The sequence below is a fragment of the Variovorax sp. Varisp53 genome, assembly GCF_059491555.1.
This window is the reverse complement of sequence record NZ_CP168512.1, coordinates 1,149,127-1,162,782: the sequence shown is the minus strand read 5'-3', so window position 1 is coordinate 1,162,782 and position 13,656 is coordinate 1,149,127. Positions and strand designations below refer to the sequence as shown.

13 protein-coding genes are annotated in these 13,656 nt (G+C 57.0%); all 13 read right to left on the bottom strand.

The window, feature by feature from the left end:
• Positions 1–122 precede the first annotated feature (122 nt).
• The 13 genes from ACEOAB_RS05215 to ACEOAB_RS05155 all read right to left on the bottom strand — a co-directional run bounded on the left by ACEOAB_RS05215 (position 123) and on the right by ACEOAB_RS05155 (position 13,544).
• Positions 123–2,378 (bottom strand): polysaccharide biosynthesis tyrosine autokinase, encoded by a 2,256-nt coding sequence (locus ACEOAB_RS05215; RefSeq protein ID WP_056586134.1) that lies wholly within the window; start codon positions 2,376–2,378, stop codon positions 123–125.
• Positions 2,375–2,809 carry a low molecular weight protein-tyrosine-phosphatase gene (locus tag ACEOAB_RS05210; RefSeq protein ID WP_056586130.1) on the bottom strand — a complete coding sequence of 145 codons (435 nt, stop codon included), beginning with the start codon at positions 2,807–2,809 and terminating at the stop codon, positions 2,375–2,377. The genes ACEOAB_RS05215 and ACEOAB_RS05210 overlap by 4 nt, the downstream gene beginning before the upstream one ends.
• 114 nt (positions 2,810–2,923) lie before the next feature.
• Positions 2,924–3,292 carry a VanZ family protein gene (locus ACEOAB_RS05205; protein ID WP_413747865.1) on the bottom strand — a complete coding sequence of 123 codons (369 nt, stop codon included), beginning with the start codon at positions 3,290–3,292 and terminating at the stop codon, positions 2,924–2,926.
• On the bottom strand, positions 3,289–4,479 hold the full coding sequence (locus tag ACEOAB_RS05200) for a DegT/DnrJ/EryC1/StrS family aminotransferase (RefSeq protein ID WP_413747866.1): 1,191 nt from the start codon (positions 4,477–4,479) through the stop codon (positions 3,289–3,291). The genes ACEOAB_RS05205 and ACEOAB_RS05200 overlap by 4 nt, the downstream gene beginning before the upstream one ends.
• Before the next feature lie 6 nt (positions 4,480–4,485).
• Positions 4,486–5,145 (bottom strand): acetyltransferase, encoded by a 660-nt coding sequence (locus ACEOAB_RS05195; protein ID WP_413747867.1) that lies wholly within the window; start codon positions 5,143–5,145, stop codon positions 4,486–4,488.
• Positions 5,142–5,747 (bottom strand): sugar transferase, encoded by a 606-nt coding sequence (locus ACEOAB_RS05190; protein WP_056586117.1) that lies wholly within the window; start codon positions 5,745–5,747, stop codon positions 5,142–5,144. Before ACEOAB_RS05190 ends, ACEOAB_RS05195 begins: the two co-directional genes overlap by 4 nt.
• The gene (locus ACEOAB_RS05185; RefSeq protein ID WP_413747868.1) at positions 5,744–6,979 is read right to left on the bottom strand and encodes a glycosyltransferase family 4 protein; all 1,236 of its coding nucleotides are present in this window, start codon (positions 6,977–6,979) and stop codon (positions 5,744–5,746) included. Before ACEOAB_RS05185 ends, ACEOAB_RS05190 begins: the two co-directional genes overlap by 4 nt.
• A 3-nt stretch (positions 6,980–6,982) precedes the next feature.
• On the bottom strand, positions 6,983–8,119 hold the full coding sequence (gene wecB, locus ACEOAB_RS05180) for a non-hydrolyzing UDP-N-acetylglucosamine 2-epimerase (RefSeq protein ID WP_413747869.1): 1,137 nt from the start codon (positions 8,117–8,119) through the stop codon (positions 6,983–6,985).
• 24 nt (positions 8,120–8,143) lie between these two features.
• Positions 8,144–9,271 carry a UDP-2-acetamido-2,6-beta-L-arabino-hexul-4-ose reductase gene (wbjC, locus tag ACEOAB_RS05175; RefSeq protein WP_413747870.1) on the bottom strand — a complete coding sequence of 376 codons (1,128 nt, stop codon included), beginning with the start codon at positions 9,269–9,271 and terminating at the stop codon, positions 8,144–8,146.
• A 4-nt stretch (positions 9,272–9,275) separates the two neighbouring features.
• Entirely contained in the window at positions 9,276–10,319 is a 1,044-nt protein-coding gene (locus ACEOAB_RS05170) for a polysaccharide biosynthesis protein (RefSeq protein WP_056586104.1), read from the bottom strand.
• 8 nt (positions 10,320–10,327) lie between these two features.
• Positions 10,328–11,410: a glycosyltransferase family protein gene (locus ACEOAB_RS05165; protein WP_495653514.1), complete on the bottom strand. Its 1,083-nt coding sequence runs from the start codon at positions 11,408–11,410 to the stop codon at positions 10,328–10,330.
• A 74-nt stretch (positions 11,411–11,484) separates the two neighbouring features.
• On the bottom strand, positions 11,485–12,309 hold the full coding sequence (locus ACEOAB_RS05160; protein WP_157609910.1) for a hypothetical protein: 825 nt from the start codon (positions 12,307–12,309) through the stop codon (positions 11,485–11,487).
• 53 nt (positions 12,310–12,362) lie between these two features.
• Complete coding sequence (locus tag ACEOAB_RS05155) at positions 12,363–13,544, bottom strand: hypothetical protein (RefSeq protein WP_413747872.1); 1,182 nt, start codon at positions 13,542–13,544, stop codon at positions 12,363–12,365.
• Positions 13,545–13,656 lie beyond the last annotated feature (112 nt).

Below are 13,656 nucleotides of genomic sequence, written 5' to 3'. Positions count from 1 at the left end.
CTGGGTATTCCGCCACGGTCAGATGTGAGTTTTTGTATTGTTTGTGTCGAGGCAAGTGACACGGTACTGAAGAAGATTTCTCATTCTTCAAACCGAAGCCATGCTCAGTACAAGCCGCAAACTCAGGCCGCTTCCTTGTATTTGTACTCGGTATAGCGGTAGCCGCCGTACTTGTAGCCGTAGCTTCCGTAGTGCCTGCGCGAGAGGTCCATGCCGTTGAAGACCACGCCGTTAACCTGCTGCCCCGCGTGCGCCAGGCGCTTGACGCTCTCGTTGAGTTCACCAAGTTGCGTGAGGCCATCGCGAGCAACCAGCAGGATGGCCCCGGTATGTGCGGCCACTGCCGCGGCATCAGCCGCAACCAGCACTGGCGGACTGTCGATCACCACCAGGTCGTACTGGGCAGACATGGCATTCAGCAAGTCGCCCAGCCTGGACGACAACATCATGTTTGCTGGGTTAACCGGGTAGTTACCGGTCGTAAGAACGTCGAGGTTAGGTACAACCTGGGCATGGATCGCCTGCTCGGTGCTCAGGTCTCCCACCAGAACGTCGGCCAGGCCGCCCTGCCGTGGAAGGCCGAAGGCTTTCTGGATGTGCCCCTTGCGCAAGTCGGCATCGATCAGCAGCACGCGTTTGCCAGCCTGCGCCATGATCACTGCGAAGTTGCCCGAAACAAAGCTCTTGCCCACACCCGGTGTCGCACCAGTGATGAGCACCCGGTTGTTCCCGGATTCCATCAAGGTCAGCTGCAGGGAGATGCGCAGGTTGCGCAAGCTCTCTATGGCGACACTCCCCGGCTCCGTGACGGCCAGGACCTGCACGCCGCCTGCACCGCCGGCAATACGTTGGAGAATCTTCTCCTGTTCGACGGCAAGAGGGACAACGGAATAGACGTTCAATCCGAGACGATCTTCGATCTCTTGAGGATTCCGAATGCCGTTGGCCATTTTGCTGCGCAGGATGGCCAGCGAGATGCCAGCCAACAAACCCAGCACCAGCGACAGCGCCACAACCAGCTGCTTCTGTGGCTTCACAGGCCTCTTGGGCTCGGTAGCCTTGTCGAGCAAGCGCACGTTGCCGACCTTGCCTTCCTTGACGAGGCGCAATTGCAGCGAGCTGTTGAGCAGCGATTTGTAGAGTTCACCGTTGACGCGAACGTCTCGCTCCAGCCGCAACGCGTCTCGCTGCTGAACCGGCATGGCGCTCACGCGGCGGTCGATGGCATCGAGTTCGTGACGGAAGGCAGCGATTTGCCCGTCGACCACGCGCACCTTGGGGTTCGTTTCAGTGAAGCGCGAGAGCAGATCGCGTCGCAGCTGCTCGGACTCGAGCTTCTTGGTCTCCAATTGCACAGCCTGGGTCAAGATTGCCTTGGCTTCCTCATCGAAGGCAACGGTTCCGTTCTTGTTCCGGAAGTTCGCGTACGCATCTTCAGAGCCTTCGAGTTGCTTCTTGAACTCGGGCAACTGCCGGTCGAGAAATTCGAGCGTCTTCTCTGCCTCGGCGGCCTTGCGTTCAACGTTTTGATGCACGTACTGCGCGCCGATTGCATCGAGGATGCGCCGCAAGCGATCGCGATCGCTGTCTTCCAGCGTTGCGCTGATCACGTTCGACTGCTTGCCCTGCTCACTGAGCTGAATTCGCTTTTGCAGGTCCTCGGTAGTGGCAAGCACAGAAGCGCGAGAGACGACAAACTGCGCGCCAGGCTTGCCATCGAGCTGCGAGACGATGAGCACGATCGTGCCGCCGTGCACCTGCTGGCTCAGCAACTTGCCTACCGTGCCGGTCAGCGGCTCGGCCAGGTCAGGGTGGGCAAGCGTGTACTGGCCATTGGCCTGTGCCGTGATGGTGAAAGGCCTCTGGTCCTCCAACTCAGGGGGAACATCAAACTTGGCGATGTCGATCGTCTCCGTGCCCGAAACGTAACCGCTCATCCCCAGAAAACCGGGCTCCGACAGCTCCTTGGCACGGCGGGCGAGCCACTCGCCGATCAGCGGCGTATAGCGCGGCTGCGCATCGATGTACAAGCGCGTTGCCTCGACCGCACCGCCCAAGATCATTCGTGACCGGATGATCTGGATTTCGCCAATGGCTGGCGTCTTCACGTCGAACAGTGCCCCCGTATCGCCAAGAAAACTCTTCGCATCGGGCGCGGAGTCTTCGACCTGGACCAGCAGGTTGGACTGATAGACGGGCGTTGACAGCACCGCGTAGGCGACACCCAGAGCGACGGCGACAAACGTGATGCCTGCCACCAACCATTTGCGGTCGATCAGGATGTCCAGGTATTCGGACAGATGAACTACATCGTCGTCGTCGCGCAGAGGCCCGGTAACGGCAACCGACGAGGGAGATGGGGTAGTAAGGGATGTCATGAGAGTTTTCTAATGCGTTCGACCCACGCACTGGCGCCGGCATCGATGAGTTGCAGGGCTTGCTCGAAGGCCGGTCGGCCCAAGCGGTAGGGGTCGGGGATGTCGACGCGCGCAACCTCACCCAGACGGAACAATTTGCCGCGCGTGAGGGGGTGACGCTGGTTGATTAGCAGACGCTGCTCTTCATCCATGACAAGGATGAGATCGGCCTGCTGGCACATCAGATTGGTCAGTTGGCGCGCACGGTGAGACTCGATGTCGAGCCCGCGCTCGGCCATGAGTTGACGCGCCAGGGGATCAGCCGGCTGCCCCACCAGCGCGCCAACGCCCGCTGAAGCCACCTCGAGCTGCGGCAAGGCAGCGGCGATCAAGGCCTCTCCCATCGGGCTGCGGCAGATGTTGCCGATACATACGACCAGGACGGACTTCATGGCGCGGGACGGCCCATCAGGTCAGCGACACCCGGTGGTCGCACAAGACTATTAATCACAATTTGAAAACTCCCCTTCCAATAGTATTTTAGTTCCCGGCAGTCGCAACAAGCCTCATGCACGCTCCGATGCGCGATGCCACACCAGCCGCGCCAGCACCTCTCCCAGCAAGAGCCCAACCGCGTCTGCCAGCAAGTCCTCCCACTCGGCAAACCGGTCGGGCGTGAAGGACTGCAACACCTCGATGAGCCCTCCGTAGGCCAGAAGCCCCAAAAGTACCGGGACGGGCTGCTTCGGCCACGCCCGATTGCCAAGAAAGGCCAACACCGCAAACGCCAGGGCGTGGTTGCTCTTGTCCCACCCCGTGCTGGGCATTTGCAGCGATGGCGGCATCAGGCTGAGCACCAGCAACGCAAGCATTGCGACGAACAGCAGCCAACGCCAAAGGGCAGCCCTCTGCGCGAGGCGGGACTGCGGCTTCAAGCCGACGCCTCGGCCAACACCTGCGCAATGACCGTGCAACTTTTGTCGACCTCGACAGCAGTCAATGTGGGATGAACGAGAAACATCAGGCTCGCTTCGCCCAGTGCGCGTGCAACGGGCAGCGGTTCGATCGGCCGCCAGCCGGTACCGTCGAATGCACGCTCCAGATAAACCTCCGAGCACGAACCCTGGTAGCAAGGCACGCCATCCGCCTGAATGGCATCGGCAATGCGGTCGCGGCTCCAGCCTAGGGCCAACCGCTCCGGCTGAACGTACACATAGCATTTGTAGTGCGCATGCACACTGCCGGCCGCGACGTGATGCGCAAAAAACTCCGGCACGCGCACCGCTGAATGGGGGCGTGCTGCCGCCCACAACGCCTGCGCGTGGCGCGTGCGCGCGGCGGTCCATTCAGCCATGCGCTTCAATTGAATGCGACCAATGACAGCCTGCATTTCGAGCATGCGCCAATTGGTGCCAAAACTTTCGTGCAGCCATCGAAAGCCCGGAGCGTGCTTGCGCTCGTATACGGCCTCGTAACTCTTGCCGTGATCCTTGTACTGCCACATGGCACGCCACAGCGCTTCGTCGTCTGTTGTGACCATGCCGCCTTCGCCGCCCGTGGTCATGATCTTGTCCTGGCAAAAGGACCATGCACTTGCATGGCCGATGGAGCCAACCGATCTGCCTTTGTAGCGTGCACCGTGCGCCTGCGCGCAGTCTTCGATTACCTTGAAGCCGTGCGTGGCGGCAAGCGCCATGATCGGGTCCATGTCGCAGGGCCAACCAGCCAGGTGAACGCAGATAACTGCCTTGGTTCGCGGCGAGATCACTCGAGCGATGGTCTCGGCCGACAGGTTGCCGCTTTGCGCATCGACATCCGCAAACACCGGCGTGGCCCCCGCATTCACGACACACGACACGCTGGCGATGAAGGTGCGTGGCGTGACGATCACCTCGTCGCCGGGGCCGACGCCCATGCCCTTGAGAATCACGTCCAGTGCCAGCGTGCCATTGGTCAGCGCAAGCGCATGTGCGGTGCCTGCCCAGGCTGCGAATTCGCTTTCGAATGTGCGGCACTCCTGGCCGGTCCAGTAATTGACCTTGTTGGACAGGAGCACGCGTTGCACGGCATCGGCTTCTTCAGCTGTAAAGCTGGGCCAGGGAGAGAACGAGGTATTCAACACGACGAATCAACCTTTGATGAATGGTTTGGCGGGATTGCCGACCACAGTGGCGCCGGCTGGCACATCGCGGGTGACTACCGCGCCCATGCCGACGACAGCGCCACGACCGATGACGAGGGGGTGGCCCGGTTTGCCCTGCTTGATGACGGCTCCGGTGCCGATGTATGCATGGTCTTCTATGAGCACATTGCCATTGCATTTGACGCCGGGCGCAAAGGTAACGAAGTCGCCGATTACACAGTCGTGCGCCACATAGCTATAGATGTTGGCGTGAAAGTACCGCCCGATCCGGATATTGGACGTAAGCATGGCGAAGGGACTCAATACGGCACCTTCCCCCAGCACTGCATCGTCCAGCATCACTACGTTGGCAGCGGCCACAGTCCATGGCAATACCCGGTTCTCAGCGCAGCGTGCAGCCAATTTCTCTCGTATCGCGCTGTTGGCGATGGCGAGCACTGCATGCCGCGCGCTGGCTTCTGCCTGCAAGAATTCTGCATAGCGCAGCACACGCTGGCCATTCATCATCTGCACTTCAGAGTGATCGTCGACAAACACCAACTGCTCGGCTGATATGCCTTGATGCCGCAATTGCTCGCGTGCCAAAGGCATTACTTCACGGCCATAGCCGCTGGCGCCATAAACGGCAAAGAGAGGAAGGGTCACAGCTTGTCTCCTGTTCGCGAGCCCAAAAATCGGGGCATCGTTGCTTCGCCCGCCGCACTGATGCCATCACGCACCAGCACCTTGCGCACGGTGAGCCACAAGATCTTGATGTCGAGCCAGAGCGACCGGTGGTCGACGTACCACACGTCGAGCTTGAACTTCTCGTCCCAGCTCAACGCGTTGCGCCCGTTGACCTGAGCCCAGCCCGTGATACCGGGGCGCACTTCATGGCGGCGCGATTGCTCTGCGGAGTACAGAGGCAGGTAGTCCATCAGCAGCGGACGTGGACCCACCAGGCTCATGTCGCCCTTGAGCACGTTCCAGAGTTCGGGCAACTCGTCGAGGCTGCTGGCGCGCAGGAAGCGGCCGAAGGGCGTCAACCGATCTGCATCGGGCAACAACTGACCATCGACGCCGCGTGCGTCCGTCATCGTGCGAAACTTGACCATGTTGAACGGTCGCCCGTGCAAGCCCGGTCGCGTCTGGCGAAAGAACGCGGGACTGCCCAGTTTGCGGCGCACCTGCCACGTCAGGAACAACAGCGGTAGGCCCAGGAGCAGCAACGCCAGGCAGGCGAGCACGATGTCAAAAAAGCGCTTCATTTCGATTTCGCACCATTGGCCAGGCGCGTGAAGATGGCACCGAATTTGGCGACGCCGACCTTCAGGGCCAGTTGTTCCCGGTAGTAGCGCTGCGCCTGCTGCCCCATAGCTACCAACGCGTCAGGCGACATGGCTGCGAACGCTTCGGCGGCGTCGGCCAGTGCGTTGGCGTTTTCGGATTCAACAACCACGCCGCCGCCTGACTGTGCAACCAACCCGGCCGCATCACCATCGACCGCCATCAATAGCGGCTTGCCGACGGCCATGTAGGCCTGTGTCTTGGACGGAATGGTGATCTCGAACAACGGATCCTTGCGCAGGTGGACCAACAGAGCCTCGGCGGCATTGAGCAACGCCCCCACCTCCGACATCGGCACCGGCGGCAGAAAGGTCACGTTACCCAACTGCAGGTCGGTCGCCCGCTGCTTGAGCCGGGACACCTCGACACCGCCGCCGAGCAGCACGAAGCACACCCGCGCGTTGCGCGCCTGCAGGAGAGCAGCTGCGTCGAGCACTGCATCGAGTGCCTGGGCCTTGCCCATGTTTCCCGCAAAGAGGATGCGGAATTTTTCCGGGCCCGGGAAGGTGGCTGGCGGATGCCCCTGCGGCGAAGCCAACGCAACTTCATCGGCCCAGTTGTAGATCACTTCGACCTTGGCATCAGGCACGCCACGCTCCAGCAGCAGACGCTTGAAACCCGGCGAGAGAACGGCGATGTGATCCACGCGGCGATACACCCATTGGCATACGGCAGCCACCGCGCTCAAGGCCCGGGCGTTGTTGACCATGCCGGTGGCGCGCAAGGTATCGGGCCACATGTCCTGTATGTCGTAGACCACCGGAACGCGGCGCAGCAGCCGCAGCAAGCCGGCCGTGATGCCCACCGTGAGCGGCGGATGGTAGGCATAGATCACATCGGGCCGCCGCGCCATGAACAAGCCATAGAACAGCGATGAGGCAGCGAAGCTGGCGTAGTTCAACACTCGTTTGATCGCCGACTGGTCGTGGTTGGGATAGAGCGGCACGCGCGTTACCTGCACACCGTCGATCACTTCACGCTGCAGCAACTTGATGCGGTAGCCCGGATACACCTTGCCACCCGGGTAGTTGGGGAAGCCGGTCAGCACCTCGACCTCGAAGCCCTGGCGCACGAGTTCGCGAGCGAACACGATGCCCTTGAACGTCGGCTCGGGGTCGAACCACTGCGTCAACAGCAACACGCGAGTTGCCATGCCTCAGTACTTTTTCCAGACCACGCGATTCACGTAGTCGGTGTAGCTGTGGACGATGCGAAGCACCTTGTCCGAAACATTGGGCATGCTGTAGTCGGCCACCTGGCGCAGGCCGCGTGCCTCGCCTCGGGGCTGGGTGTCCAGAATGGCCAGGCCTTGGCGCACACGCTCCACTTCAAGGCCCACCATCATCACGGCGGCCTCTTCCATCCCCTCGGGCCGCTCGTGCGCCTCGCGCAGGTTGAGCGCCGGAAAATTGAGGATCGACGACTCTTCGTTGATCGTGCCGCTGTCGGACAAGGTGGCTCGCGCGGACAACTGCAGCTTGACGTAGTCATGAAAGCCCAGCGGCTTCAGCAGCCGCACCTGCGGATGAAAGCGCGCGCCCGTTGCGTCGATGCGCTTTTGCGTGCGCGGGTGCGTGGAGACGATGACCGGCAAGCCATGGTCTTCAGCAACCGCATTCAACACAGCCACCAGCTTGGTGAACGACTGCGCAGACTCGATGTTCTCTTCGCGGTGGGCGCTGACCACGAAATACTGCTCAGCCTGCAAGCCCAAACGCTCCAGCACGTCGGACGCCTCGATGCGCGGGCGATAGTGCGTCAGCACCTCGAACATCGGGCTGCCAGTCTTGATGACCAGGTCGGGCGGCAGCCCTTCGCGCAGGAGGTAGTCGCGCGCGATGGTGCTGTAGGTGAGGTTGACATCCGCCGTGTGGTCCACGATGCGGCGGTTGGTTTCTTCGGGCACACGCTGGTCGAAGCAACGGTTGCCCGCCTCCATGTGAAAGATCGGGATCTTGCGGCGCTTGGCCGGGATCACCGAAAGGCAGCTGTTGGTGTCGCCTAGCACCAGCATGGCCTCGGGCTGCACTTCGGCCAGCACCTGGTCCACCGCGATGATGAGGTTGCCGATGGTGTGCGCCGCGCTGGTGGCGTTGGCCGCGCTGTTCAGGAAGTGATCGGGCTTGCGCACGCCCAAGTCGTCGAAGAAGACTTGATTGAGTTCGTAGTCGTAGTTCTGGCCGGTATGCACCAGCACGTGGTCGCAGTGCTCGTCGAGCCGGGCCAGCACGCGCGACAAGCGAATGATTTCAGGCCGGGTGCCGACCACGGTCATGACTTTGAGTTTTTTCATGGGGAAAATCGAAAGTCCTGGGGTCTACAGCGGGCAGGCAAAGGTGTCTGGCCGCGCGCGGTCGAACACCTCGTTGGCCCAGAGCATGACGACCATTTCTTCGGTGCCGATGTTGGTGATGTCATGCGTCCAACCGGGCACGGTCTCGACGATTTCTGATTTGTCGCCAGCGGTAACCAGCTCGTGGGTTTCACCGGTCTGCATGTGCCGGAACTTGAAGCGTGCCTGCCCCTTGATGACCAGGAACTTCTCGGTCTTGCTGTGGTGGTAGTGACCGCCTCGCGTGATGCCGGGGTGCGCGGTGAAGAACGAGAACTGGCCGGCATCCGGCGTCTTCAGCATCTCGACGAACACGCCGCGCGCGTCCCCATGCTGCTGCACCGGGTAGGCGAACGACTCGGGCGGCAGGTAGCTCACATAAGTCGAATAAAGCGCCCGCACCAGCCCCGTGCCCACGCGGTCCGTCATGAGGGTGCTGCGGCTGTCCTTGAACGACTGGATCTGCCGGGCCAGTTCGCCCACAGTGGTGGTGTACTGCGGCGCCACGGTGGCGAACCCTTCCGCGTCCGCCGCGGCGTCTGCGCCATCCATCAGCTGAACGAAGCGTTCGATGACGTCGTCCACATACACCAGCGTGACGGCCGCTGCCGGGTCGTTGACCTGGATGGGGAGTCCGCGCGAGATGTTGTGGCAGAACGTGGCCACTGCCGAGTTGTAGTTGGGCCGGCACCATTTTCCGAAGACGTTGGGCAGCCGGAAGAGATGCACTGGAATGCCGTGGCTGCGAGCGGCTGCCTGCAGCGTCTCCTCGGCCCCGCGCTTGCTGCGGCCGTAGGGATTGTCGAACCCCGCCTGGGTGGAAGAGGTGTAGACGACCGGCACCTTCTTGCCCGTGGCTTCGGCCACTGCGCAGACAGCGCGGCTCAGGCTCTGCGTGAGTTCCGCGTTGCCGGTGGCGAATTCCTGCGGGTCCTGCGGGCGATTGACCCCCGCGAGATGGAACACGAAGTCCACCCCCTGCAGCAGCGCGGGCAGTTGGTCCACGCTGTCGTCGCGAGTGAAGCAGACCACCTGCACGTCCTTGCGCTCAGCCAGGTGCAACTGGAGGTTCTTGCCCACGAAACCGCGGGCGCCGGTAATCAACACTTTCATGGTCTTATTCCTGCGCCTCGGCGACCTCACCGCGTGCAATGCGCTGCATGAAGTCGAGCTTGAGCAGCAGCTTCTTCATGCCTTCGACGTCGAGACGGGTGGTGTTGTGCGAGTTGTAGTCTTCGCCGTGCGTGCTTCGGGTAATGCGTTGCTCGCCCTGCTCCACATACTTGGCGTAATTCAGGTCACGGCCGTCGGGCGGCACGCGGTAATAGTCGCCCTGATCTTCGGCGCAGGCCATTTCCTCTCGGCTCAGTAGCGCTTCATAGAGCTTTTCGCCATGCCTAGTGCCGATCTCGCGCACCTCGTGATCGGGTTTGCGCATCACCTCTAGAATCGCTCGGGTCAGCACCTGCACGGTGGCTGCCGGGGCCTTCTGCACAAAGATGTCGCCGTTGTTGCCGTGCTCAAAGGCGTGCAGCACCAGTTCGACGGCATCTTCCAGCGTCATCATGAAGCGAGTCATAGACGGGTCGGTCACGGTGATGGGCTTGCCTGCCAGCACCTGCTCCACGAACAGCGGGATGACCGAACCGCGCGAGGCCATGACGTTGCCGTAGCGAGTGCCGCAAATGACGGTGTTCGTGCTTTCCAGATTGCGGCTGGCGGCGACCATCACCTTCTCCATCATGGCTTTGCTGATGCCCATGGCGTTGATTGGGTAGACGGCTTTGTCGGTGCTGAGGCACACGACTCGTTTCACGCCTGCGGCAATTGCTGCTTCCAATACGTTCTCGGTCCCGAGCACATTGGTGCGGACTGCTTGCATTGGGTGGAATTCGCAGGAAGGCACCTGCTTGAGTGCCGCCGCATGGAAGACGTAGTCCACGCCGCGCATTGCCGCACCCACGCTTCGCGAATCGCGTACATCACCAATATAGAACTTGAGCTTGGGATGGTTGTAGCGCTTGCGCATGTCATCCTGCTTTTTTTCATCGCGACTAAAGATTCTAATTTCAGCGATCCCGGTATCTAAAAATCCTTTGAGAACGGCGTTACCAAAGGAACCAGTGCCGCCGGTGAGAAGAAGATTTTTTCCAGCAAACATATGGCAACCTATTTAATTTCGTTAAGGATTTTCAGAAATTCTCTGTATCTATCGTCAGGGCCATTTACATCCACTAGCTTCTTTATCGGCGCCTGCAATTCCGAAAAATTCTCCAGGCAAAATTCGATTTTTTTTGCCATCTCCAATTCTCCGCTGCAAGAAAATATTGCCTCATGCTCCAGGAAGTTTGGCATCCCGTGAACAATCAGTGGCAATCCTCTACTCATCAGCCTCAGCGACTTGTTCGCGAGGGTTACAGCTTCTGTAGAGGGAACACCGGCTTTATAAGGCATTAAACCTGCGAAGAATTTTTCTAACGGGAGAGCTTCCAGGGTCGAGGGCGGCAAGTAGAAGATATTCTTGCAAACAGCACACAAATCTGAAACGACAGTTTTGCTCGCCGTTGCGAGTGGGCCGACAAGATAGAAATTTATCTGGGGAAGCCGTCGAGAAACATTAGCAAGCAGTTCAAAGTCAATAATTTCATTAATCGATGCCCAGATCAAAACAGCATTCCTAAGCGAATCAGAATTCGGCAAACTATACCGATCATCACTCCAAGGAAAAAAAAGCTTCGGTTTGCACCAAGCAGATAGTTGCTGCATTAAGGGATACGACACAGTTAAAACAGCATCGCTAACGCCGCAAGTTTTGGCCAAAGCATTTCGTACGCGGGCCTTGCCCGCGAGTTTAGCCTGCGCAACAAAATCGTCGTTCACGATTGTAATAATTTTATTACTCCCGAAAACCGATCTCAAAAAGTAGTAATCGTAATTGAAATTTATCACAATTGCATTTTCGCAAAGCCTTGATGGCAAATTTGCCTTAATGCTAAAAATTTCAAATAGATTATTAATCCATCTTAAAAGGAAGAAAAAACGGAGTTGATGATGAAAAATCTGCTTCGTAGTGACAATTGCGAGCCCGCCGTCACTGATCGGAAAATCATTCCTCCGGCGCTGCCAAAAAAACAATGGCTTTTGCACGAAAATCACGCTATTCCCGGAATTCAAAAGAAGATTTGTTAGCTGGTGTCGCAACCGCGGCGACTCATCCCAATTGCTTTTACTAAAAACAATAAAATTCTTCATCACCAGCCTCAGCAATCAAAGCCAAAATAAAAATCGACCCGCAAAGAAAGATTCGACACAAACAATGCAGTGTCTTAGTTTTTTATCGCATGAGATTTCAAAAATTTTAGCGTCTGCTGCCACCATAGAGCATTAGGATCCCAACTCACATCAGGTTCGTAATTCCAAATCACGATCCCATCGGCGTATTGGTAGCAGGTCTCCAACTCCATGCCCCAATAGTCCACGGGCAGATATTTCTCTTTAAGCCTGAGATTGCTGCTATGGTATTGGGGCCACAAGTAGCAATAAACTGGCTTGCCAAATTTTCGGGCCACCTTCAAAGTTTCTTCCGCATAGCGTCGCCACCCTGCCTGATCTTCATAGAACGTGTAGAGAGAAGGATAAATTGCATCGACGTAAGGCGCAAAATCGGCCAACGCTTTATTGTTAAGAGTTTCCCACGTGCGTTTTTCAGCTAATTTATTTTTATCAACAAGTGGCCAATAGGTTCGCTCGGGAATCACGCCGTAGAAACCAAATGAAATTTCGGGGCGAGCGGCGCGAATTCGCTTCAGTATTTCCAAAAACTTCTCTTTGTTCTTGACTCGCTCGATCTCATTTTCCGTGTAAATAGACCATCGCTCTATATCGATGACAGTCGGAAGAGGCCCTTTTTCTAGGCTAGCGACCAGTCCATCAAAAACAGCTCCTCGAGCGATTTGATCCGAGGACTTGGAAGGAAGCAACGATGACTCGTAAATAATCGGATTCCTACCAACGCCAAATTCGGAAACATCCACCCCGCCCTTGTAATGCATTGACTGCACAACCATAAATTTCTTTTGGGAGGGCTCTGCAAAAATTGGCTGCCCGCAACTCAATCCAAAAGAGAATAATAAAACAATGAATATTTTCATAGATTGCTCGAATTTTCACCAGTTTGGAATTCTGAATGCGAACTCAACTTTTTCTAGTGCGACAGTTCAGTTTTGCCGATCAATGGACTCCCTTTTTTAGTTGCAACGAGGACCTTCGTCGCAAAAAACAGGAGCATTCCAATAAAAACAGGAAACACCAGCGACACCCACGCGCGAGCGAAAAACATATTGATGCACACGTAGAAAAATAAACCGGGAAGGAGGAAATTTCGAAATTTCAGGTAGTACATCAAAACCAGCGCCAATAAAAATGCAATGGCAACGACACCAGCGATGCCGAAATATTGGTGGACTGAAATTATGCTGTGTACATAGTCGCCACTAGCAGGCATGCAGGGCAAAAATAAACACTCGACCCGTTGATCAATCGTCGACACATAGCTCGAAAAGAAAACCTCCCGTGCGGTCAAACTTTCATCTCCCCCTAAGTCATACAGGGTTTTGAATCTAAAAAATAAATCAGACTCATCGCTCTGAACTGCAAGACCAAGAGCAACGGCAATTAACAAAACCCCAAAGAAGATGATCAGCTTATTTCTTCCTCGAATTTGGCCGACGCAAAAAATGTATGCGACGCAAAAAATAAGCAAAGAAGCGCGAGAACCAAGAAAAATCAGCGCCATTACGGAAATCGCGAAAAAAATCAAACTTTCTTTTGTCGAAATGTTTCGCGAGCCCAATACCGACAACGAAAACATTGCCAGCAAATCGGAGCTTGTCAGATAATTAGCCCCTCCATACTCCTTAACGACCGAGCCCCCGATGTTCTTTCCTTCCGTGTAGACAAATATCGTCCACGCGGTTATAGCAATTAACCCCAGGTAGGGAATCCATCGCGCGCTCAATGAGCTTCCTGCAGCAATTCCAGAAGCGCCATTTTTTTTAATCATCAGTCCGAAGACGAGGGTTGAGAGAATAAAAGACGTCAATAAAACGCGGCCATACTCAAGTTCAGCAGGATTGAGCGGGACGAAAACCGCGCCACTCAAGTAGGCCAGAAAGAGCACAAGATAAAAAATTGCCGGGATAAAAAACAAACTCAGCCTCACTCTATACAGGGCATAGAGCATCACCGCGGTCCAGCCGACGACGACCACATCTAGTTCGACTAACTCCGCAAATTTAACTGCGTAAGAAACAAGCAACACGAAGAAGACTATCGCAAGATCGAAGTAATCTTGACCCAGTTGCTTGGCATCGAGTGGATATTTCATTATTTTATTTCGACGGAATTTTCAGTCATAAAACTCTCCGAGCACACCGTAAAAACCTATCGGACTATTAATGATTTTTAACCTATAAATAGCCAAAACAAACCAGCGTTTT

What these genes read in the sequence shown, in the direction of transcription:
- wbjC (WP_413747870.1), bottom strand. Translation starts at nt 9,271, where the DNA reads ATGAAAGTGTTGATTACCGGCGCCCGCGGTTTCGTGGGCAAGAACCTC.
- ACEOAB_RS05210 (WP_056586130.1), bottom strand. Translation starts at nt 2,809, where the DNA reads ATGAAGTCCGTCCTGGTCGTATGTATCGGCAACATCTGCCGCAGCCCG.
- ACEOAB_RS05215 (WP_056586134.1), bottom strand. Translation starts at nt 2,378, where the DNA reads ATGACATCCCTTACTACCCCATCTCCCTCGTCGGTTGCCGTTACCGGG.
- ACEOAB_RS05165 (WP_495653514.1), bottom strand. Translation starts at nt 11,410, where the DNA reads ATGAAGAATTTTATTGTTTTTAGTAAAAGCAATTGGGATGAGTCGCCG.
- ACEOAB_RS05185 (WP_413747868.1), bottom strand. Translation starts at nt 6,979, where the DNA reads ATGGCAACTCGCGTGTTGCTGTTGACGCAGTGGTTCGACCCCGAGCCG.
- ACEOAB_RS05190 (WP_056586117.1), bottom strand. Translation starts at nt 5,747, where the DNA reads ATGAAGCGCTTTTTTGACATCGTGCTCGCCTGCCTGGCGTTGCTGCTC.
- wecB (WP_413747869.1), bottom strand. Translation starts at nt 8,119, where the DNA reads ATGAAAAAACTCAAAGTCATGACCGTGGTCGGCACCCGGCCTGAAATC.
- ACEOAB_RS05170 (WP_056586104.1), bottom strand. Translation starts at nt 10,319, where the DNA reads ATGTTTGCTGGAAAAAATCTTCTTCTCACCGGCGGCACTGGTTCCTTT.
- ACEOAB_RS05160 (WP_157609910.1), bottom strand. Translation starts at nt 12,309, where the DNA reads ATGAAAATATTCATTGTTTTATTATTCTCTTTTGGATTGAGTTGCGGG.
- ACEOAB_RS05155 (WP_413747872.1), bottom strand. Translation starts at nt 13,544, where the DNA reads ATGAAATATCCACTCGATGCCAAGCAACTGGGTCAAGATTACTTCGAT.